This window comes from Micromonospora sp. CNZ303 (genome assembly GCF_004345505.1).
Genome location: NZ_SLVT01000017.1, coordinates 150,309 through 171,924 on the forward strand (window position 1 = coordinate 150,309; position 21,616 = coordinate 171,924).

At 72.7% G+C, this 21,616-nt stretch carries 20 protein-coding genes and 2 riboswitches; of the genes, 19 read left to right on the plus strand and 1 reads right to left on the minus strand.

The window, feature by feature from the left end:
* Positions 1-102: 102 nt before the first annotated feature.
* From EV374_RS24395 to EV374_RS24435, 9 genes are all read left to right on the plus strand, one after another.
* Positions 103-1,428: an FAD-dependent oxidoreductase gene (locus EV374_RS24395; protein ID WP_132239171.1), complete on the plus strand. Its 1,326-nt coding sequence runs from the start codon at positions 103-105 to the stop codon at positions 1,426-1,428.
* Between the two features lie 93 nt (positions 1,429-1,521).
* Positions 1,522-2,229: a GntR family transcriptional regulator gene (locus EV374_RS24400; RefSeq protein ID WP_132239173.1), complete on the plus strand. Its 708-nt coding sequence runs from the start codon at positions 1,522-1,524 to the stop codon at positions 2,227-2,229.
* Positions 2,230-2,370: 141 nt separating this feature from the next.
* Entirely contained in the window at positions 2,371-3,264 is an 894-nt protein-coding gene (locus tag EV374_RS24405) for a dihydrodipicolinate synthase family protein (protein ID WP_132239175.1), read from the plus strand.
* Positions 3,264-4,265 (plus strand): proline racemase family protein, encoded by a 1,002-nt coding sequence (locus EV374_RS24410; RefSeq protein WP_132239177.1) that lies wholly within the window; start codon positions 3,264-3,266, stop codon positions 4,263-4,265. Before EV374_RS24405 ends, EV374_RS24410 begins: the two co-directional genes overlap by 1 nt.
* The gene (locus tag EV374_RS24415; RefSeq protein ID WP_132239179.1) at positions 4,262-5,704 is read left to right on the plus strand and encodes an aldehyde dehydrogenase family protein; all 1,443 of its coding nucleotides are present in this window, start codon (positions 4,262-4,264) and stop codon (positions 5,702-5,704) included. The genes EV374_RS24410 and EV374_RS24415 overlap by 4 nt, the downstream gene beginning before the upstream one ends.
* On the plus strand, positions 5,701-7,110 hold the full coding sequence (locus tag EV374_RS24420; RefSeq protein ID WP_132239181.1) for an aminopeptidase P family protein: 1,410 nt from the start codon (positions 5,701-5,703) through the stop codon (positions 7,108-7,110). The genes EV374_RS24415 and EV374_RS24420 overlap by 4 nt, the downstream gene beginning before the upstream one ends.
* Positions 7,107-8,255 (plus strand): NAD(P)/FAD-dependent oxidoreductase, encoded by a 1,149-nt coding sequence (locus EV374_RS24425; RefSeq protein WP_132239183.1) that lies wholly within the window; start codon positions 7,107-7,109, stop codon positions 8,253-8,255. The genes EV374_RS24420 and EV374_RS24425 overlap by 4 nt, the downstream gene beginning before the upstream one ends.
* Positions 8,242-8,496: a (2Fe-2S)-binding protein gene (locus EV374_RS24430; protein ID WP_132239185.1), complete on the plus strand. Its 255-nt coding sequence runs from the start codon at positions 8,242-8,244 to the stop codon at positions 8,494-8,496. The genes EV374_RS24425 and EV374_RS24430 overlap by 14 nt, the downstream gene beginning before the upstream one ends.
* A complete protein-coding gene (locus EV374_RS24435; RefSeq protein WP_207914514.1) occupies positions 8,493-9,884 on the plus strand; it encodes an FAD/NAD(P)-dependent oxidoreductase in 1,392 nt (463 codons plus the stop codon). Before EV374_RS24430 ends, EV374_RS24435 begins: the two co-directional genes overlap by 4 nt.
* Positions 9,885-9,963: 79 nt before the next feature.
* Here EV374_RS24435 and EV374_RS24440 read toward each other — a convergent pair whose 3' ends face one another.
* On the minus strand, positions 9,964-12,510 hold the full coding sequence (locus EV374_RS24440; protein WP_486485936.1) for a collagenase: 2,547 nt from the start codon (positions 12,508-12,510) through the stop codon (positions 9,964-9,966).
* Between the two features lie 350 nt (positions 12,511-12,860).
* Positions 12,861-12,953: riboswitch (glycine riboswitch) on the plus strand.
* A 5-nt stretch (positions 12,954-12,958) separates the two neighbouring features.
* Positions 12,959-13,039, plus strand: a riboswitch (glycine riboswitch).
* Positions 13,040-13,091: 52 nt separating this feature from the next.
* Here EV374_RS24440 and EV374_RS24445 point away from each other — a divergent pair.
* The 10 genes from EV374_RS24445 (at position 13,092) to EV374_RS24485 (ending at position 21,391) form a co-directional block, all read left to right on the plus strand.
* Positions 13,092-13,583, plus strand: coding sequence for an aminomethyltransferase family protein (locus tag EV374_RS24445; RefSeq protein ID WP_165947896.1), 492 nt, complete (start codon positions 13,092-13,094; stop codon positions 13,581-13,583).
* The gene (locus tag EV374_RS33605; protein WP_165947897.1) at positions 13,571-13,777 is read left to right on the plus strand and encodes a glycine cleavage T C-terminal barrel domain-containing protein; all 207 of its coding nucleotides are present in this window, start codon (positions 13,571-13,573) and stop codon (positions 13,775-13,777) included. Before EV374_RS24445 ends, EV374_RS33605 begins: the two co-directional genes overlap by 13 nt.
* A gap of 31 nt (positions 13,778-13,808) precedes the next feature.
* On the plus strand, positions 13,809-14,201 hold the full coding sequence (gene gcvH, locus EV374_RS24450; protein WP_207914516.1) for a glycine cleavage system protein GcvH: 393 nt from the start codon (positions 13,809-13,811) through the stop codon (positions 14,199-14,201).
* Positions 14,198-15,466: a serine hydroxymethyltransferase gene (glyA, locus tag EV374_RS24455; RefSeq protein ID WP_132239189.1), complete on the plus strand. Its 1,269-nt coding sequence runs from the start codon at positions 14,198-14,200 to the stop codon at positions 15,464-15,466. Before gcvH ends, glyA begins: the two co-directional genes overlap by 4 nt.
* On the plus strand, positions 15,466-16,401 hold the full coding sequence (locus tag EV374_RS24460) for a proline dehydrogenase family protein (protein WP_132239191.1): 936 nt from the start codon (positions 15,466-15,468) through the stop codon (positions 16,399-16,401). The genes glyA and EV374_RS24460 overlap by 1 nt, the downstream gene beginning before the upstream one ends.
* 42 nt (positions 16,402-16,443) lie before the next feature.
* Positions 16,444-17,814: an L-serine ammonia-lyase gene (locus EV374_RS24465; RefSeq protein WP_132239193.1), complete on the plus strand. Its 1,371-nt coding sequence runs from the start codon at positions 16,444-16,446 to the stop codon at positions 17,812-17,814.
* A 158-nt stretch (positions 17,815-17,972) separates the two neighbouring features.
* Complete coding sequence (locus EV374_RS24470) at positions 17,973-19,349, plus strand: FAD-dependent monooxygenase family protein (RefSeq protein WP_132239195.1); 1,377 nt, start codon at positions 17,973-17,975, stop codon at positions 19,347-19,349.
* Positions 19,350-19,473: 124 nt separating this feature from the next.
* Positions 19,474-20,454 carry an AraC-like ligand-binding domain-containing protein gene (locus EV374_RS24475; protein WP_132239197.1) on the plus strand — a complete coding sequence of 327 codons (981 nt, stop codon included), beginning with the start codon at positions 19,474-19,476 and terminating at the stop codon, positions 20,452-20,454.
* A 99-nt stretch (positions 20,455-20,553) separates the two neighbouring features.
* A complete protein-coding gene (locus EV374_RS24480) occupies positions 20,554-20,988 on the plus strand; it encodes a hypothetical protein (protein WP_132239199.1) in 435 nt (144 codons plus the stop codon).
* A 55-nt stretch (positions 20,989-21,043) separates the two neighbouring features.
* Complete coding sequence (locus EV374_RS24485) at positions 21,044-21,391, plus strand: SH3 domain-containing protein (protein WP_132239201.1); 348 nt, start codon at positions 21,044-21,046, stop codon at positions 21,389-21,391.
* Positions 21,392-21,616 lie beyond the last annotated feature (225 nt).

The window sequence follows — 21,616 nt, forward strand, 5'->3', positions numbered from 1 at the left end:
GTCGACCCCGCTCGATCGCCGGACTCCACGCCCGCCCCCGCCGCCGGCTGCCGCGATCCGGCGTCGGGGTCATGGCGGCGGCGTAAACGGGTATGCCGTCGCATGGGAACCGAGGTCGCCGTGGTCGGTGCCGGATTCTCCGGGCTGGCCGCCGCGCTCGCGCTCGCCCGCGCCGGGGTACGGACGCGGGTGCTGGAGGCGCGCGACCGGGTGGGCGGGCGGGTGCTCACCCGGTGGCTGGCCGACGGCACCCAGCTCGACCTGGGCGCCCAGTGGGTCGGCCCCACCCAGGACCGGGTCAACGGGCTCCTCGCCCGGTACGGGATCGCCACCTTCCCGTCCGCCGCGTACGGCGCGTCACCGGTGATCTTTCCCGACGGTCGGCACGCCGGGGTCCCCGAGGGCGCCGCGCGGGTCCTCGACCTGCTCGACGCGTACGCCGAGCGGGTCGACCCGGTCGCGCCGTGGGCGGGGGCCGAGGCCGCCGAGTGGGACCGTACGACGCTGGCCGGCTGGCTGCGTACGGCCGCACCGGACCCGGCCACCGCCCGGTACCTCGGGCGGCTGCTCGCGGGCGGGCTGCTGGCCGCCGGCCCGGACGAGATCTCCGTGCTCCAACTGGCGTTCTACCTGCGCTCCGGCGGCGGCAGCCGGGCGCTGCTCGCGATGGCCGGCGGCGCGCAGCAGGACCGGATCGTCGGCGGCCCGCCGGTGCTGGCCGAGGCGCTGGCCGCCGCCCTCGGCCCGGACGCGGTGCGGCTGTCCGCGCCCGTGCGGGCCATCGCGCAGGACCGTGCCGGCGTGGTCGTGCACACCGACACCGACCGCGTCGAGGCGGACGCGGTGGTGGTCGCGGTGCCGCCGACGCTGGCCGGGCGCATCCGGTACGACCCGCCGCTGCCGCCCCTGCGCGACGCGCTCACCCAGCGGATGCCGATGGGCTCGGCGATCAAGGTCCACGCGGTCTACCCGGAACCGTTCTGGCGCGCCGACGGCCGTTCCGGCGTCGCGTTCTGCCTCGCCGGGCCGGTCACCGAGACGGTGGACAACAGCACCCCGGACTCCGCACGCGGGGTACTGACCGCGTTCAGCTACGGCGCGGAGGCGAACGCGTTGCGGCGGATGCCGCCGGGGGACCGCAGGGCGGGCCTGCTCGACGCCCTCGCCGCCGTCGCCGGCCCGGCCGCCCGGCGGCCGGAGGAGTTCGTCGAGTACGACTGGTCGGCCGACGAGTGGACCAGGGGTTGCTTCTGCGGAGCGCCGACCCTCGGCTCCTGGTGCGGCCACGGGCCGGAGCTGCGCCAGCCGGTCGGCCGGGTGCACTGGGCCGGCACGGAGACCGCCACCCGGTGGGCGGGGTACCTGGACGGGGCGATCGAGGCCGGCGAGCGGGCGGCGGCGGAGATCCTGGGCCGTGTCGCCCGGTAAGCTCCACCCTCGGCGTACGTGTGTCGACCGGTGTTCGTCGGGGCGAGGGTGTCACCCTCACCGTCCCGGTGAGCTGAGCAGGGCGGAGTGGTTGTGACGGCCGACTGGCAGGCGGGCGGTGCCGGCGCCGCCGGGGCGGGACTGGCGCTGGCGGCCATCCAGGGTCGGCAGAGCCTTCGCGAGGAGGTGGCGCACGCGCTGCGCGCCGCGATCGTGGCCGGCCAGATCAGGCCCGGCACCATCTACTCGGCACCGACCCTGGCGACCCAGTTCGGGGTCTCCCCGACACCCGTTCGGGAGGCGATTCTCGATCTGGCCAAGGAGGGCCTGATCACGATCGTCAAGAACAAGGGCTTCCGGATCAGGTCCCTCTCCGAGCGGGAGCTCGACGAGATCACGGAGATCCGGGAACTGCTGGAGATCCCCGTGGTGGCCGACCAGGTGGGCCGGCTCTCGGCCGAGCAACTGCGCGAGCTCCGGGTGCTGGCGGAGACCATCGTCCGGGCGGCGAGCCGGGGGGACGTCGTGGCGTACATCGAGGCGGACAGCGATTTCCACCTGACCCTGCTGCGTGCGGGCGGCAACCTGCGGCTGGTGGAGACGGTGGCCGACCTGCGCAACCGCACCCGGCTGTACGGACTCGACGCGCTGGTCAGGGACGGTCGGCTGGTCGACTCGGCGGACGAGCACGTCCAGCTCATGGATCTGTTCGCGGCGGGGGACCGGGAGGCGGTCGTCGAGCTGATGCGCGGCCATCTGCGGCACGTGCGCGGGATCTGGGCCGACCGGCCCGAGCGCTGACCCGGCGGTCGTGACCCGGCGGGCGGTGCCCGACGGGTGGGCGCGAGACGACGGCCGCCGGCCCGGAAAGTGAGTGATCCACGCCTAGTGACGCCCCGACAACCATGCTACGGTGCCATGTAACATGTTACTGGAGGTGGCGTGGAACAGTTTCCATGGCGGGGCGTCCTGACGGCGACCGCCCTGCCGTTTGACTCCCCCGACCTGAGCGTCGACCTTGACGCCTATGCGGAGCACGTCCGATGGCTCGCCGAGAACGGCTGCCGCGGCGTCGTCCCGAACGGCTCGCTCGGGGAGTACCAGGTCCTGAGCGCCGCGGAACGTGAGGCCGTCGTACGAACCACGGTGGAGGCCGCCCCGGCGGGCTTCTCGGTGATTCCCGGCGTGGCGGCGTACGGCGCGGACGAGGCGCGACGCTGGGCCGACCAGGCTGCCGAGGCGGGCTGTCACGCCGTGATGCTGCTGCCGCCCACCGCCTATCGCGCCGACGACACGGCCGTGCTGGCCCACTACCGTGAGGTGGCCAAGGCCGGCCTGCCCATCGTGGCCTACAACAACCCGCTCGACACCAGGGTCGACCTCACCCCGACCCTGTTGCGCCAACTCTTCGACGAGGGCCTCGTGGTCGCGGTCAAGGAGTTCAGCGGCGACGTCCGCCGCGCATACGCGATCGCCGAACTCGCTCCCGGCCTCGACCTGCTGGCCGGCGCCGACGACGTGGCTCTCGAACTGCTGACGGCCGGCGCGGTCGGCTGGATCGGTGGCTACCAGAACGTCATCCCGGCCAGTTGTCTGCGCCTCTACGAGGCGGCCGTCGCCGGGGACCTGGCAACCGCCCTGCCGCTGTACCGGACGCTGCACCCGCTGCTGCGATGGGACTCCCGGCCGGAGTTCGTCCAGGCGATCAAGCTCTCCATGGACGTGGCCGGCCGGCCCGGTGGACCCACCCGCCAGCCGCGTCAGCCGCTGCCGCCCGCGGTCGCCGCCGAGATCCGGGAAACCACCGAACGGCTGATCGCGGCGGGCCACCACTGATGCGCAGCAACCGCGTCATCCACGTGGTCGACTCGCACACGGAGGGGATGCCCACCCGGGTGGTCACCGGCGGAGTCCCGGTGATCCCCGGCGCCACCATGGCGCAGCGCCGGGAACACCTGATAGCCCACCTCGACCACCTGCGAACCTTCCTGATGTACGAGCCCCGGGGCCACTCGGCGATGTCCGGGGCGATCCTGCAACCCCCGACCCGGCCGGATGCCGACTTCGGCGTGATCTACATCGAGGTGTCCGGCTGCCTGCCGATGTGCGGCCACGGCACCATCGGCGTGGCCACGGTGCTGGTCGAGACCGGGATGGTCGAGGTCACCGAGCCGGTGACCACCGTACGCCTGGACACGCCGGCCGGCCTGGTGGTGGCGTCGGTCGCGGTGACCGACGGCCGCGCCAGCGCCGTCACGATCCGCAACGTCCCGTCCTTCACGGTCGCGCTGGACGCCGTGGTCGACGTTCCCGGCCTGGGCCGGGTCCGCTACGACCTGGCCTACGGCGGCAACTTCTACGCCATCGTGGACCTCACCGGGCTGGGAATCGGCCTCGACCGGGCCCACAAGCAGCGGCTGCTGGACGCCGGGCTGGCCATCATGGCGGCGGTCAACGCCACCGATCGGCCGGTGCATCCCGAGCAGCCGGACATCGCCGGCTGTCATCACGTGTACCTGGCGGGGGAGGGCTCGGACGCCCGCCACTCCCGGCACGCCATGGTGATCCACCCTGGCTGGTTCGACCGGTCACCCTGCGGCACCGGCACGTCGGCGCGGATGGCGCAACTGCACGCCCGGGGCCTGCTCCCAGTCGACCGGGACTTCGTCAACGAGTCCCTGCTCGGCACCCGGTTCGTCGGGCGACTGGTCGACACCACCACCGTCGCGGGCCGGCCGGCGGTGGTGCCGACCGTCACCGGGCGGGCCTGGCTGACCGGCACCGCACAGCACTTCCTCGACGCTGACGACCCCTTCCCGGCAGGATTCCTGTGGTGAGTGAGTTGATTCGCAGTCGTTCCCCGCAGTGCCCGGGCGACGTGGTCGCGGAACGGGCCGCGGTGACTCCGGACGAGGTCCGGGCGCTGGCCGCGCGGGCGCGTACCGCACAGGACGGGTGGTGCCGGGAAGGGCCGGCCGGCCGCGCCACGGCCCTGCGGGCGGCTGCCGACCGGTTGCGCGAGCGGGCCGACGCGGTCACCGACCTCATCGTCCGCGAGGTGGGCAAGCCGGCGGGCGAGGCCCGCGCCGAGGTGGACCGGGGCGCGGCCATCCTGGACTACTACGCGCAGGCATGCTTCGCCGCGACCGGTGACGTGCTGCCGCCGTCGCTGCCGGCGCACCAACCCGGCCTGCTCTTCACCGAGCGCCGACCGCACGGTGTCGCCGGGCTGGTCACGCCGTGGAACTTTCCGCTGGCGATCCCGCTGTGGAAGGCCGCACCGGCCCTCGCCACCGGCAACGCGGTGCTGCTCAAGCCCTCCCCGGACGCGCTCGCCTGCGGCGACGCCGTGGAAGGGCTGTTCGATGGGCTGCTGCCGAGCGGGCTGCTGCACGTCGTACCGGGCGGGACGGAGACCGGGCGGGCGGTCGTCGAGGCGAGCGACGTCGTGTCGTTCACCGGGTCCGTGACCGTCGGCGCGCAGGTCGCGGTCGCGGCGGCCCGCGCCGGGCTGCCGGTGCAGGCGGAGATGGGCGGCCAGAACGCGGCCTTGGTGCTGCCCGACGCGGACCTCGGGCAGACCGCCGCGCTGCTGGCCAACGCCGCGATGGGGTACGCCGGCCAGAAGTGCACCGCGACCCGGCGGATCGTCGTGGTGGGCGACGCCCGGGAGTTCACCGAGGCCCTGGTGGCCGCGGTGGCGTCGCTGCGCTTCGGTGATCCGGCCGAGCCGGCCGTGGTCGCCGGTCCGGTGATCGACGCCGCCGCCCGGAGCCGGGTCTTCGGCGCCGTCGAGGCGGCGCGGGCGAGCGGGGCGCGGATACTCACCGGCGGCCCGGGCGGCCCGACCGCCGATGACGGCTTCTTCGTCGCGCCCGTGCTGATCGACCGGGTCGACCCGGCGCACCCGGTGGCCCGGGAGGAGACCTTCGGCCCACTGGCCACCATCCTGGCCGCGCCGGACCTGGCCAGCGCCGTCGAACTGGTCAACGACGTGCGGTACGGGCTGGTCACCTCGGTGCACGGCCACGACATCGGTGCGCTGCTCGACGCCGTACGCAGGGTCGACACCGGCCTGATCCGGGTCAACGCGCCGACCACCGGAGTGGACTTCCACGCGCCGTTCGGCGGCGAGAAGGCGTCCAGCTACGGCCCGCGTGAACAGGGGACCGCCGCTCTGCACTTCTACACCTCGGTTCGTACCGTCACCTTCGCGGCGCCGCCGCGACCGGCCCGGCCCACCCCACCGTCCCACCCCGCCAAGGAGGCCCCGTGACCCGCGCCGACCTGCGTACCGGCAGCCACGACCTGCCGGTCAGCCCCGCGCTCGAGGAGTTCATGCTGTCCGGCTGGGCGGACACCGAGCAGTACGACCTGCCGGAGGACGAGGTCGCCAGCTGGGCCGCGGCGCGGCGCGCACGACTGCACGACCTGTACGCCGGCGAGCGGCTCGTGGTTCCCGCCGGTGGCTACAAGCAGCGCTCCAACGACCAGAACTTCCGCTTCCGGCCGCACTCCGCCTACACCTGGCTGACCGGCGACCAGTCGTCCGACGGGGTCCTGGTGATCGAACCCGACGGGGACGCCACGCTGTTCCTGCGTCCCCGCTCCGACCGCAAGGACGGCGAGTTCTTCCGGGACCGGGTCTACGGCGAGCTGTGGGCCGGCCGGCGCCCCACCCTGGGCGAGAGCCGCCGCCGGCTGGGCCTGCCGACCCGGCACATCGCCGAACTGGAGTCGACGCTGGCCGGGGCGGACGCACCGACCCGGGTGCTGCGGGGCGTCGACCGGGGCGTCGACGCGTTCCTGCCCGCCGGGGCCGGCGACACGGAACTCGACACGGTGCTGGCCGAGCTGCGCCTGGTCAAGGACGACTGGGAGATCGGCCAACTGGAGCAGGCGGTGGCGATCACGACCCGGGGCTTCGAGGACGTGGTCCGGGCGCTGCCGATGGCGAAGCGTACCTCGGAGCGGTATCTGGAGGGGGTGTTCTGGCAGCGCGCCCGGCTGGAGGGCAACGACGTCGGCTACCAGTCGATCGTGGCGGCCGGCGCACACGCGGCGACTTTGCACTGGATCGACAACGACGGACCGATTCGCGACGGTGACCTGCTGCTGCTCGACGCCGGGGCGGAGACCCGGTCGTTGTACACCGCCGACATCACCCGGGTGCTGCCGGTCTCCGGCCGGTTCACTCCGTTGCAGCGCGACCTGTACGAGTTGTGCCGGCAGGCCAACGACGCCGCGCTGGAGTGCCTGCGACCGGGTGCGGAGTTCCGGGCGTTCCACCAGGCGGCGATGACCGTGCTGGTCCACGGCCTGGCGGACCTCGGAGTGCTGCCCTGTTCGCCGGAGCAGGCGTTGGCCGAGGACTCCGGCCTGCACCGCCGGTGGACCCTGTGCGGCTCGGGCCACATGCTCGGCCTGGACGTGCACGACTGCGCCGCCGCCCGGTCCGGCGCCTACCTGGACGGCCGGCTCGCGGCCGGCCACGTGCTGACCGTGGAACCGGGACTCTACTTCCAGCCCGACGACGAGCTTCTCCCCGCCGAACTGCGCGGGCTGGGCATGCGTATCGAGGAGGACGTCCTGATCACCGAGGACGGATACCGGATGCTCTCCGACGACCTGCCCCGCCGTGCGGACGACGTCGAGGCCTGGATGCATCGCATCAGTTCATGACCGCCGCCGGCGCGGACGTCGTCGTCATCGGGGCGGGAATGGTCGGCGTCGCCTGCGCCTACTACGCCGCCCGCGCCGGCCTCACGGTGACCGTGGTCGACCGGGGCGGAGTGGCCACCGGCACCACCGGCGCCGGCGAGGGCAACATCCTCGTCTCCGACAAGCCGCCCGGGCCGGAGCTGACGCTGGCTCGGCACTCCGTCGAGCTGTGGCGGGAGCTCGGGGACACGCTCGGCGGGGGACTCGTCGAGCTGGAACACAAGGGCGGACTGGTGGTGGCCGCCTCGCCGGCGGAACACGCCGCGCTGCGGGCGTTCGCCGCGAGCCAGCGCGCCGCCGGGGTCGAGGCGTACGAGGTCCCCGCCGACGAGTTGCCCGACCACGAGCCACACCTGGCCCGGGACCTCACCGGCGGGGTGCGCTATCCGCAGGACATGCAGGTGCACCCGATGCTGGCCGCCGCCCACCTGCTGCGTGCGGCCCGGGTCAGGGTGCTGACCGGGACCACGGTCGTCGGCGTACGACGTGACGCCGAGGGAGCGGTCCGGGGCGTGCTGACCGACCGGGGAGCGTTGCCCACCACGATGGTGGTCAACGCTGCCGGGGTCTGGGCCGGTGAGGTCGCCGCCCTGGCCGGCGTCGGGTTGCCGATCCTGCCCCGGCGCGGCTTCGTCCTGGTCACCGAGGCGCTGCCGCCGCTGGTCCGGCACAAGGTGTACGCGGCCGGCTACGTCGCCAACGTGGGACGCAGCTCCGGGGACCTGGAGGTGTCCCCGGTGGTCGAGGGCACCAGGGCGGGCACCATCCTGATCGGCTCCACCCGGGAACGGGTGGGATTCGACCGGACCATCCCGCTGCCGGCGCTGCGCCGGCTGGCGGCGGGAGCGGTCCGGCTCTTCCCGGTCCTCGGCCGGGTCTCGGCGATCCGCGCCTACCGGGGATTCCGGCCGTACAGCCCTGACCACCTGCCGATGATCGGCGCCGATCCGCGGGTGCCGGGCCTGTACCACGCCACCGGCCACGAAGGCGCCGGAATCGGTCTCGCCCCGGCGACCGGGCATGCCGTCGCGGCGTTGCTGGCCGGCCGCCTTCCCGACGTGGACCTACGACCATTCGCCCCGGAGCGTCACGATGTTCACCTTTGACGGCCGTCCGATCCCCACCGACGGGCGGCGGACGATCGCCGCCGCGTTGCTCGCCGCCGGTGTCCGCTCGTGGCGACGCACCCGGCTGGGCGATCGGCCCCGGGGGATCTTCTGCGGGATCGGGGTCTGCTTCGACTGCCTGGTCCGCGTCAACGGCGTGTCGTCCCAGCGGGCCTGTCTGGTGCTCGCCCGCCCCGGGGACGTGGTCGAGACCCACGACGACGGCGGGGAGCGGGCGTGACCGGGTACGACGTGGTGGTGGTCGGTGCCGGGCCGGCCGGGCTGGCCGCGGCTGCCGGTGCGGCGCGGGCCGGCTGCCGGGTGGCGGTGCTGGACGCCGGGCCCCGACCGGGTGGACAGTTCTGGCGGCACCGGTCCGGCGCGGACGGGCGTGGCCACCACGCCTGGTCGACGTTCGCCCGGCTGCGGGAGCAACTCGACAGGATCGACTACCGCTGCGACGCGGCCGTCTGGTTCGTCGAGGCCCGTGGCGGAAAGGGATCCGCCGGCCCGGAGTTCGCCGTGCACACCCGATCGCAGGTGCTGCACGGGCGCCGGCTGGTCGTCGCCACCGGCGCCCACGACCGGGTCGTGCCGTTCCCGGGCTGGGACCTGCCCGGGGTGGTCACCGCCGGCGGCGCCCAGGCCCTGCTCAAGGGCCAGGGGGTGAGTTTCGCGCGGCGGATCGTGGTGGCGGGGACGGGACCGTTCCTGCTGCCGGTCGCGACCGGCCTCGCCGAGGCGGGCAGCACCGTCGTCGGCGTCCACGAGGCGAACGACCCGATCGGGTACGCCCGCCAGCTCCGCCCGGTCCTGGGCGCGGCCGGCAAGCTCGCCGAGGCCGGCCGGTACGGCTGGCGGATGCTCCGGCACCGGGTGCCCTACCACCGCCGGACGGCGGTGGTGGCCGCGCACGGCACCGACCACCTGACCGGGGTGACCGTCGCCCAGCTCGGTCCCGACGGCACCGTGCTGGCCGGCACCGGGACCGAGGTGCGGTGCGACGGCCTCGCGGTGGGCTTCGGCTTCACCCCGCAGCTGGAGCTGGCCGTTGCCCTGGGCTGCGCGACCCGGCTGGACTCCGACGGCAGCCTGGTGCTGGCCGTCGATCCGACCCAGGCGACGTCGGTGCCGGGCGTGTACGCCGCCGGTGAGGTCACCGGCGTCGGCGGCGCCGACCTGGCGCTGGTGGAGGGGCAGCTCGCCGGGGGCGCCGCCGCGTGCTCCCTGGGCCTTACGCCGCCCTGGTCGGCCCGCCGGCACGACCGCCTGCTGCGGGCCCGGCGCCGGCTGCGCCGGTTCGCGGCGGCGCTGCACGCGGTGCACCCCGTGCCGTCCGGCTGGCCGGACTGGTGCGCCGACGACACGCTCGTCTGCCGGTGCGAGGAGGTGCCCGTCGGGGCGGTCCGGCGGGCGGTGCGGGAGTTGTCCGCCGGCAACGCCCGGGGCGCGAAGCTGCTGACCCGGGCCGGGATGGGCTGGTGCCAGGGGCGGGTCTGCGGCTACGCCACCGCCTGCCTGGCGGCGCGGGGAACGGGCCGGGAGCCGGGCGTGGCGGACCTGACCGGGTACGCGTCCCGTCCGCTGGCGCAGCCGGTCACGCTTGCCGCACTCGCCGGTGACGAGTGACCGCCGCGAACCGGACCGCCGACGGCGTTGCCGGCCACCAGCAGGTGGCCGGCAACGCCGTCGGTACGGACTGGGCCGGTCAGTACTCCGACCTGACCGTGACTCCGCTGAACGCCTGCTTGGCGTGCAGGCTGACGTAGTGGTAGCCGGCGGCCGGGTTGCTGATCGTGATCGTCTCACCGTTGCCGGTGTTGACCGACCGCCGGGTGTACGAGCTCGTGGTGGCCCAGCTGCTGGGGCTGTAGTACAGGTCGGCGTCGCCGGCACCACCGGAGGAGGTGATCCGCAGGCTGGTGGTGCCGGGCGGAACGTGCAGGTAGAGGTAGTGGAGGTTGCCGGCGGTGGCCTGGATGCCGCCGCGCTGGCAGTTGCGGCCCAGCGTCCGGACGTCGCCGCCGGTGCACTCGGGCAGCGGGGCGGGGCCGCCGGTGATGGTGACGTTCTGGGAGGTCCTGGCGGTGGCACCCTTGTCGTCGGTGACGGTCAGCGTGACCGGGTACGTGCCGGCGGCCTGGTAGGCCTTCGTCGGGTTGGTCGCCGTCGAAGTGGTGCCGTCGCCGAAGTTCCAGGACCGGGAGGCGATGCTCCCGTCGGCGTCGGTCGACCGGTCGGTGAAGCTGGCGGTCAGCCCGCTGGTGGTGAGCGTGAACGCGGCGACCGGGGCCTGGTTGGCGGGCGGGTTGGTGGTGCCGCCGCAGTTGCCGGCCGCGCAGGCGTCCAGCCAGGCATACCAGGTGGTGTCGTAGCGGCTGCCGATGGTGCTGGTCAGCAGCGTACGGGCGGCGTTCCAGTTGCCCGTGCGGTAGTGCCCGAGCAACGTGGTGACGTCACCCCGGTGCGACTGGAGCATGTACCGCACCGCCAGGTAACCCCACCGGTAGACGCGGGTGCTGTCGTGGCTGTACGTGGTGTCGAAGAGCGTACGCAGCGGGTGGGTCTTCTTCCCGGCCTCGGTGATCGCGGCGCCGTAGGTCAGCTGGCGGTACGAGTAGGACACGTACTCGGCGAAGCCCTCGATCCACCAGATGGTGGGGGTGGCGATGTTGTCGGTGAAGTCGCCGTACATGTTGAAGCGGCCGTCGAGGTAGTGGGTGTACTCGTGGTTGAGGTTCCAGATCTCGAAGGTGGGGCGCAGCCACTCCGCCTCGTACGCGATGAACCGCGGCTGGTTGCCGACGACGGCCGGGTCGCCTTCGAGGTACATGCCGCCGTTGTTCGTGTCGATGCCGAACATCGGCCCGCCGTACGTCTGGTATTCGGTGCTGGAGTCGAAGACCACCACTTCGAGCGTGGTGTTGCGGTCGTCGGCGACCGGGCCGCTGTCGGCCACCACCGAGTGGAAGTAGGCGTCCTGGTCGCGCATGCTGGTGCAGGACCGGTCCAGCTCGGCCGGGGCCATCTGCTGGGCGCGGATACGGATGCTGCTGCCGCAGGTGTAGGTGATCGGCAGGATCGCGGCGGCCAGCCGCGCCTGGAGGTCGCAGGTGTCGAAGTAGGCGCAGTTGGCCTTGTCGTAGTAGTCGGTCATCTCGGCGACGCCGACCCAGAGCGCGGCGGTGGAGCCGGTGATCGCGCTCAGGTTCAGCAGGCCCCGGGCCAGCGGTCGCACCTTCGACCGCAACGCGGTGTGCTGGAGGAACCGGCCCAGTTCCCGGCCGGCGTTGGAGACCAGGTAGCCCCGGTCGGTGCCGAGCAGGGCCCGTTTGCCGGTGGCGAAGGCGTGCAGCGTGTCCACCACGCTCGGGTCTGCGGTGACGGTGCTGACGAACTCGGGCACCTGGTGGCCCCGGAACAGCACGATGTAGACGTTGTTGACCGCGTTCAGCATCCACCACGACGAGTCGTACGAGCTGTCGTAACCGGTCAGCAGCCGCTTCACCACGTACAGGTAGCGGGCGTTCTCCTCGGCGCTGTCGATCAGGGTGACCGCCTCGGCCAGCACCTCGCCGTTGGCGTCGTTCACGTCGCCGGAGCGGCTGTTGGCGAAGAACGCGTCCAGGCCGGCGCGGATGGCGGTACGCAGCGTGGGGCCGTACGAGCCCACCGTGGACGGGTAGCTCCAGTGCACGTAGTAGCCGGCCCGCAGGTACAGCACGAGTTGGGCGGTGCCCGTGTTGTTGGTGCCGTCGTAGGAGCCGGCGTTGTCCCGCAGCCCGTACGCCACGCTGGCCATCTGCGCCTCGCGGAACGCCTGGTAGGCGTCGCTTCCGGAGAGGTTGAACAGGGTGTTCACGCAGTCGGTGGTGGACGCCTTGATCTGTTGCACCAGGGCGCTGCCGGTCCGGCTGGTGAAGTCACCGACCGCGCAGGGTGCGGCGGCCAGGCCGCGCATCGACGGGGAGGTGGACCGTTTGGCGTCGTCGGGCTGGTCGTAGTCGCGGCGCAGCTCTTCGCGGGACGAGGGGAGCGGGGCCCGCTCGCTCAGCGGCAGCGGTGACCGCCGGACGTGTCCGTCGACGGCGCCGGAGCCGACACCGGCGTCGGTCGGGGCGGCGCCGGTCGGCCTCGCCGGTGGCGCTGCGTTCGCCGCGGCGGAGGGGGCCAGCGGGCTCAGCCCCAGCGCCAGCACCAGCGCGAGCGGCATGGCGGCCCAGTGGCCTCGATTGCGTGTCTTCTTGGTTCTCACGGAGCGCCTCCTGGCGTTCGGTGCTCCGGCCTGGCGCCGGAGAGTGGGGGTGCGGGGTGGCCGTCCACCGGTCCGTGGCCGAGGGCGGCCTGGGAGGGGTTTCCGCAGGTGAGGTACGGCTTGGCGGACGGCCTACTCCTCTTCGGAGGGCGCTGCGGCCGTGGATCTCCTTCGATCGAGGCTGGACATTGTGCCGCAGGTGGCCAGTACAATGGCACACATCACACATCATGTAAAGGATTGTTCATCGTCTATATACGTGACGTCACGACCACGTTCCGTCATCGTTGACACCCGCTCGCCCGCCCGCCTAGGGTCTGCGAGCAACCCACAACTGCATAGACGCCGTTCGAATCCGCGCGGGAGAGACCCCGACCTTCCGTCGGGGCGCCGAAGGAGCAAACTCCCAAGAAACTCTCAGGCCCCGTTACCGCTCGGATAAGGCGAACTCTGGAAAGCAGACGATCCGTCGTCTCACCCACGGTGCAAACCGCCACCCGGCGGCGAAGCTCTCAGGTCCATGACAGAGCGGGAGGCAACCGACCGTACGACGCGACCGCGTCGGGACGAGGGAGTCCTCCATGCACCAGAGTCCGACGACCCTGCTCCACCCACCCCTGCACGCCGCGCACGCTGAACTCGGCGCCCGGTTCACCGGTTTCGCCGGCTGGTCGATGCCCCTGCGCCACGGCAGCGAAACCGCCGAGCACCGCGCGGTACGCGAACGCGCCGGCCTGTTCGACCTCAGCCACATGGGACAACTCGAGGTGTCCGGGCCACAGGCCCCGGCGGCACTGGACCACGCACTGGTCGGGCACCTGTCGGCGGTGCCGGTGGGCCGCGCCCGCTACACCATGCTCTGCGACGAGACCGGCGGCGTGCTCGACGACCTGGTCGCCTACCGGCTCGCCACCGACCGGTACCTGCTGGTGACCAACGCCGTCAACACCGGCACTGCGCTGGCCGAACTGCGCACCCGCTGCGCCGGACCCGGAGCGACCGTCACCGACCACACCGCCGAGCGGGCCATGGACGGCGCGTGCCACGGACCGGCCATCCGATGGTCGCGTTGACGGACGGCGGCACGGCGGAACCCGTCGGCGTGGTCACCAGCGGCGCGCTGTCACCGGTGCTGAACCGGCCCGTCGCGTTGGCCCGGGTCCACCCCGACGCCGTCGGGGCGCGGTCCCGACCGGGCGTCGTCATCCGGGGGGACACCGAGCCGGTGGAGATCACCCGACTGCCGTTCTACCGCCGTCCGCGCTGACCCGCGTCACCCGCTGCAAGGAGTAATGGACATGGATGTTCCCGCGCGTCTGCGCTACAGCATGAACCACGAGTGGATCGACGACGCGGCCGAGCCGGCGACGGTGGGCATCACCGCGTTCGCCGCCGCGGCGCTCGGCGACGTCATCTACGCCGAGTTGCCCGAACCCGGCACCCAGCTGGCGGCCGGTGAGGTCTGCGGCGAGGTGGAGTCCACCAAGTCGGTGGCCGAGCTGTACATGCCGGTGAGCGGCGAGATCGTCGCCACCAACGAGGCGGTCGTCGCCGACCCGGGCCTGATCGGCGCGGACCCGTACGTCGAGGGCTGGCTGTTCCGGGTCCGGCTGACCGACGTGCCGCCGCTGATGACGGCCGACGAGTACCGCGCCCACCTCGCCGAGACCGACAACGGAGGCGTGTCATGACCGTCCACGACCAGGGGCTGATCGACGCCGACCCGGAGATCGCCGAGGCGATCACCGCCGAGCTGCGCCGGCAGCGGCAGACCCTCGGCATGATCGCCTCGGAGAACTTCGCGCCCCGGGCGGTCCTCGAGGCACAGGGCTCGGTCCTCACCAACAAGTACGCGGAGGGCTACCCGGGCCGGCGGTACTACGGCGGCTGCGAGCACCTCGACACCATCGAGCGCCTGGCGATCGAGCGGGCGAGGCAACTTTTCGGCGCCGCGTACGCCAACGTGCAGCCGCACTCCGGCTCCCAGGCCAACGCCGCCGTGATGGCGGCCCTGCTCGACCCCGGGGACACCATCCTGGGTCTCGACCTCGCGCACGGCGGTCACCTGACCCACGGGATGCGGATCAACTACTCCGGCCGGCTGTACCGGGCGGTGGGCTATCAGGTGGACGCCGGGAGCTTCCTGGTCGACATGGACACCGTCGAGCGGCTGGCGCACGAGCACCGGCCGAAGATGATCGTGGCGGGCTGGTCGGCGTACCCGAGGGTGCTCGACTTCGCGCGGTTCCGCCGGATCGCCGATGCCGTCGGCGCGTACCTGCTGGTCGACATGGCGCACTTCGCCGGGCTGGTCGCGGCCGGGCTGCACCCCGACCCGGTGCCGCACGCCCACGTGGTCACCCTGACCACGCACAAGACGCTCGGCGGACCGCGTGGTGGCGCCATTCTTAGCGCCGACCCCGAGCTGGCCCGGCGACTGGACTCGGCGGTCTTCCCCGGCCAGCAGGGCGGCCCCCTGGGGCATGTGATGGCGGCCAAGGCGGTGGCGTTCCGCATCGCCGCCGGGGACGAGTTCCGGGACCAGCAGCGGCGGGCCCTGCGCGGAGCGCGGATCGTCGCCGGACGGCTGGGCGCCGCCGACACGTACGACGCCGGTGTCCGGGTGGTCAGCGGGGGCACCGACGTGCATCTGGTGCTGGTCGACCTGCGTGCGGCGAAGCTGGACGGTCTCCAGGCGGAACGGCTGCTCCAGGGGATCGGTATCACCGTCAACCGCAACGCCGTACCGTTCGATCCCCGCCCGCCGATGGTCACCTCGGGGTTGCGGATCGGCACCCCGGGCCTGGCCACCCGGGGCTTCGACGAGGCCGGCTTCGTCGAGGTCGCCGACATCGTCGCCACCGCGTTGAGCAGGGCGGAAGCCGGCGACGGGCTGCGCTCGCGGGTCGACCGTCTCGCCGACCGGCACCCGCTGCACGCCGGGCTGTCCCGCTGATGCCGAACAAGCTGCTGCTCATGGCAGCAGAGAACGAACGAATGCGCGGATTTGTCTCGCAGTCCTCCCTGACCCGGGGAATCGTGCACCGATTCGTCGCGGGTGAAGAGGACCGTGAGGTGATCGCGGTGGCCCGCCGGCTCACCGGGACGGGCCTGCGGGTCACCATCGACCACCTCGGCGAGGGGACGACGACACTCGAACAGGCCGAGGGCATCCGCGACACGTACCTCGCGCTGCTGGCGTCACTGGACGCCGCGGACCTGGCCGCCGCCGCCGAGGTCTCGCTGAAGGTCTCGGCGCTCGGCGGGTCGCTGCCGGGCGACGGGTACGACCACGCCGCCCGGCTCACCCACGACGTCTGCGCCGCCGCCGCGGCGGTGGGTTCGACCGTGACGATCGACATGGAGGACCACACCACCGTCGACGCGACCCTCGCCATCCTCGACGAGCTGCGTACCGAGTTCCCGTGGGTCGGGGTGGCGCTGCAGGCGTGCCTGCGGCGGACGGCGGCCGACTGCCGGCGACTCGCCCACGCGGGCAGCCGGGTCCGCCTGGTGAAGGGGGCCTACGCGGAGCCCGCCTCGGTGGCGTTCGTGAGCAAGCGCGAGGTCGACGGCGAGTTCCGGCGGTGTCTTCGCATCCTGATGGAGGGAGACGGGTATCCGATGATCGCAACCCACGACCCGACGCTGATCGAGTACGCCCTGCGCCTGGCGCGCGACGGTGGGCGCAGCGCGGAGGACTACGAGTTCCAGATGCTGTACGGGATCCGCGAGAACGAGCAGTCGCGGCTGGCGGCGAGCGGGAACCGCATGCGCGTCTACCTCCCGTACGGCCGTGACTGGTACGCGTACTTCATGCGTCGACTCGCCGAGAAGCCGGCGAACCTGCTCCTGCTGGCCCGGTCGTTCAAGCCCGGTTCGGCCAATTGAGAGACGGCTGCCACGGGTGGCCGACGCGACAGGGAGTGCGTCATGATCAGCGTTTTCGATCTTTTCAGTGTGGGCATCGGGCCGTCCAGTTCGCACACCGTCGGGCCGATGCGGGCCGCCCGGACGTTCGTGGCGGGACTCAAGGCCGACGGTGTGCTGGCCGGTACCGGCCGGGTCCGGGCGGAGCTCTTCGGTTCGTTGGGGGCGACCGGGCACGGGCACGGCAGCGACCGGGCGGTGCTGCTCGGAATGGCCGGTGAGGCCCCGGAGACGGTCGACACGGACACCGTCGACACGTGGGTGGCCGGGGTGCGTGCCGAGCGGCGGTTGGCTCTGCTGGGGGTTCAGGAGATCGACTTCGACCCGGACCGGGATCTGCTGCTGCACCGGCGCCGGTCGCTGCCGTATCACCCGAACGGGATGACCTTCGTCGCGTACGACCCCAGCGGCGTCGAACTGCGCAGCCGCACCTACTACTCGGTGGGTGGCGGGTTCGTGGTCGACGAGGCGGCGGCGGGGGCCGACCGCATCATCCCGGACACCACGCTGGTCCGGTACCCGTTCCGCACCGGGGGCGAGTTGCTGGACATCACCGCCGCGACCGGGCTGTCGATCAGCGAGGTGATGCTGGCCAACGAGCGGTCCTGGCGTACCGAGGCGGAGATCCGGGCCGGTCTGCTGGAGATCTGGCGGGTGATGCGGGAGTGCGTGCGGCGGGGTGGTGAGCGCGACGGGGTGCTTCCCGGTGGGCTGCGGGTCCGGCGGCGCGCGGCGGAGTTGCGGCGGAGGCTGGCGGCTGACACCGGCAGCGCCGATCCGTTGCGGGTGATGGACTGGGTGACGCTCTTCGCGTTGGCGGTGAACGAGGAGAACGCGGCCGGGGGCCGGGTGGTGACCGCGCCGACCAACGGGGCGGCCGGGATCATTCCGGCGGTGCTGCACTACTACACCCGGTTCGTGCCGTCGGCATCCCCGGACGGGGTGGTGCGGTTCCTGCTGACGGCCGGGGCGATCGGGGTGCTGTTCAAGGAGAACGCCTCCATCTCGGGTGCGGAGGTCGGCTGCCAGGGTGAGGTGGGCTCGGCCTGCTCGATGGCCGCAGCCGGGCTCGCCGAGGCGCTCGGCGGTACGCCGGCCCAGGTGGAGAACGCGGCGGAGATCGGGATGGAGCACAACCTGGGGTTGACCTGTGACCCGGTCGGCGGGCTGGTGCAGATCCCCTGTATCGAGCGCAACGCGGTGGCCAGCATCAAGGCGGTCACGGCGGCCCGGCTCGCGATGCGGGGCGACGGAATGCACGCGGTCTCCCTCGACAAGGTGATCAAGACGATGCGGGAGACCGGCGCCGACATGAAGGTCAAGTACAAGGAGACGGCACGCGGGGGCCTCGCGGTCAACGTGATCGAGTGCTGATCGCCGCGCCAGGGGGATCAGGGTGGGCCCGGTACGCCCGGTGCCGTGCGACGATCGACGGGCGTCGTGCCGACCGATCCGTCCCGCCGGGCCGCCCGCACACCGGTCTCTGGCAGGCAGGCGAGAAGCACCCCACCTCGTACCCCTTGGAGAACATGATGTCCTCGTCCCCGGCGCGGGTCCTCGTCGCGCTGAACGCGGTGCGGCCACCCGACCAGCCGTCCCCGGTCGTCGGCAGGGCCGTCGTGGTCGGGGGCAGCGTCGCCGGGCTGCTGGCGGCCCGCGTGTTGTCCGACTACGCCGAAAGCGTCGTCATCGTCGACCGCGACGATCCAGACGCGACCGGCGGGCGCCCGGGCGTGCCACAGGGGACGCAGCTGCACGCGCTGCTGCCCGGCGGCTTCCTCCAGCTCGAACGCCTGTTCCCGGGATTCCGCGAGCAGGCCGTGGCCCAGGGGGCCGTTGAGGCGCCGCCGGCGGCCAGGCGGAGCTATCTCGACGGGCGTCTGAAGGTCGTCGTACCCGACGACGCCGACAGCCTGGCGGGCACCCGGCCCCTCCTGGAGGGGCTGATCCGCGAGCGGGTGCTGCGGCTGCCCAACGTCAAGGCGGTCACCGCCCGCGCCACGGGCCTCGTGTGCGACGGCGGCGTGGTCACCGGCGTCCACTGCGAGACCGGCGGGGCGACGGGCGTCGAGTCGGGTGACCTCGTGGTGGACGCGATGGGACGATCGAGCAGGCTCTCCGAGTGGTTGGAGCAGGCCGGCTGGGACCGGCCCGCCCTGCGGCGGATGACCGTGGACCTCAACTACGCCACCGCGCTGTTCCGCCGCCCGGAGGCGGAACCGGAGGCCACGGTCGTCATGGCACTGCACACTCCGGGGATGTCCTCGGACGTGGCCGGCGCCGCGTTCTTCGCCGTGGAGGACGGCCGGTGGATGGCCATGATGGCCGGCTACGGCGCCAACCGCCCGGGGCGCACCGCGGACGACTTCGTGCGCCGGCTGCGGGAGCAGTTCCCGCCGGAGTTCGGCGCGCTCGCCGCGAACGAGATGCTCGGCGAGGTGCAGACCTACCGCCACGCCGACAGCCGGCGACGCGACTTCCACGGGCTGAGGCGCCTGCCGGCCGGGCTCGTCAGCGTCGGCGACGCGGTCGCGTCGTTCAATCCGGTGTACGGGCAGGGAATGACGGCGGCGGCGCTGCACGCGGCCTGCCTGTCGACGTACCTGCGGTCGGGCCCGGACCTGGGCGCGCCCGCGCGCCGGTTCTTCGCCCTGCAGAAGGTCGTGGTGGACGTCGCCTGGTCGATGTCGACCTCCGCCGACCTGGCGCTGCCGCACGTCGACGGGCCCTACCCGCGCGGCTACCGGCTCTCCAGCTGGGCCAGCAGGCAGATCGTCACGGCGACCGTCACCGACGTGCCGACCGCCCGGCGCTTCAACGAGGTCGTCTCCATGCGTGCGCACCCGCGCTCGCTGGCCACCCCCGGCGTGCTCCTGCGCGCGCTGCGCGCCAACCGGCGGGCCCGCTGACCGGGCCGTCCGCCGCCCCGGGCGGCGCCGCGCGTCCGGTCCAGGATCCTCGGCGCGTTGAGGATGGCCGCTGGAGACGGGTTAATCGGATGGACCCGGCCGCGTCGGTCACTATGGTTGGTCGATGGACGTTGTCAGCACCGCCGACGTCTCACCGGGTGACCGGTTCGCCTTCTGGCGCGAGGTCAGCGGGAAGCTCTGGGTGCCGTACGACCTGGCCCGGGAGCGGCAGGCGAAGACCGGCTTCGAGGCGCGGGTCTGCATCAGCGAGTTCGGCCCGGTGCAGGCGACCCTGATGACGACGATGGCGCACTCGGTGCGCCGCACGCCCCGGCTGATCCGGCAGGCCGACCCGGAAGTGTTCAAGGTGAGCTGCATGGTCAGTGGCAGCGGCACGCTGACGCAGGACGGCAGACGCGCCGACTTCGGCGCCGGGGACCTCGTGCTCTACGACACCTCGCGTCCGTACGTGGCCGAACTCCGGCCGGACGATTCGACGAGCCGGATGCTGCTCCTGCGTTTCCCCCGGACGCTGCTGCCGTTTCCTCCCCGGGAACTGCGTGAACTGAGCGCCGTCCGCATCTCCGGCGCCCGCGGCGTCGGCGCGCTGTCGTCGCGCTTCCTGCTCCAGCTCGCCGACCAGATGGACGAGCTGACCCCGGCCGAGACCGCGCGGCTGGCCACCCTGACGCTCGACGTGCTGATCGCGGCGTTGGCCGACGCCCTGGACGCCCGGAAGATCGTCCCCGCGGACACGCGCCGGCGGGCGCTGACCGCCCGCATCCGCGCCTTCATCCACGACCATCTCGGTGACCCGGACCTGACCCCGGGCGTGATCGCCGCAGCGCACCACATCTCCGTGCGCTACCTGCACAAGCTGTTCGAGCAGGAGGAGCACACCGTCGCCGGCTGGATCCGCGAACAGCGCCTCGAACGGTGCCGACGCGACCTCGCCGAACCCCGGCTCGCCGCCCGCACGATCAACGCGATCGCCGCCCGCTGGGGCTTCACCAACGCCGCGCACTTCAGTCAGGCGTTCCGCGCACGGTACGGCCAATCGCCCACCGAGTTCCGCCAGCGGCTCCGCACCGTGCACGGAGACTAAACACCTGTGCGTCCCGCCGCAACGACAGCTGTGGATGCGTCGGGCAGTCTCGTCTCAGGAGTCGTTCATCCGAAAGCGACAGCACTGAGAAGGGACAACATGCGCTCGTGGGCAAGGAAACTCTGCCGGGTCACCGCCGTGGTCCTGGCCCTCGCCATGCTGCCGGTGGTGTCCGGCACGGCGCAGGCCGCCGACGTGGCCTACAACCAGAAGAACCAACACCTGACCGCCACGCCGATCAGCGGGATGCCGATCGCATCGGTCAGCCGCGAGATCACGCTCCAGGACGGCACCTACGGCTGGTGGACGTTCCCCACCTCGGGACCGTGCCAGACCTACACCGGCCGCATCCTGCCCGGCACGTACACCTGGACGGACCAGCTCTGGCCCGGGGTCCCCAGCGCCGGAACCTACCGGCACCACAGCTACCTCACCGAGGAGGACGGCGGCTGGTCCTACCACATCCAGTGCGACTTCCAGTTGTCCGCCAGCGGTTCGTACACCTGGGGCAGCGGTCTCGACCCCCACTTCTGACACCGCATCCACCGGCGGAGCTGACAGTTCCGTCACGTCGTCAAGGGAGATCCGCATGAGACTCGCACGAATGTCGATGGCCGTCGTCCTGCTGGGCAGCGCCGCCGTGCTGGCGGTCGCCGCTCCGGCCCACGCGTCCTGCCCACAGGGCATCGCCAGCTTCGAGCCGCAGGTCAACGGCACGTTCGCCGGGACCGGCATCAACATCCGCACCGGACCCGGCGCTGACTGCACCTCGCGCGGCCAGGGCCAGCCCGGCCAGACCGCGACGTTCCGCTGCTGGCGGACCGGGCACGACGGCGCCCGCTGGACCTACCTGCACAATCGCGCGACCGGCGTGTCGGGCTGGTCCCGAAGCGACCTGCTCTCCGGTGGGGGCGCCACCGTCTCGTGCGGCATCTGATCCGCAGCGCGAGGGCCTCCCGAGGCGATGTCCGCCTCGGGAGGCCCTGCCCCGGTCAGTCCGCCAGGTTCACGGCCGTCCGGGTACCGGCGCTCCCGGCCCGGAGCCCGACACAGGAGCCCGAGCCACTTCAGAGGGTGGTTTCGCCGTTGAGGCCGAAGAAGTCGTGCCATTTGGTGCTGGGGTTGAAGGTGGTGCCGGTGGAGAGGGCGACGTGGACGTCGT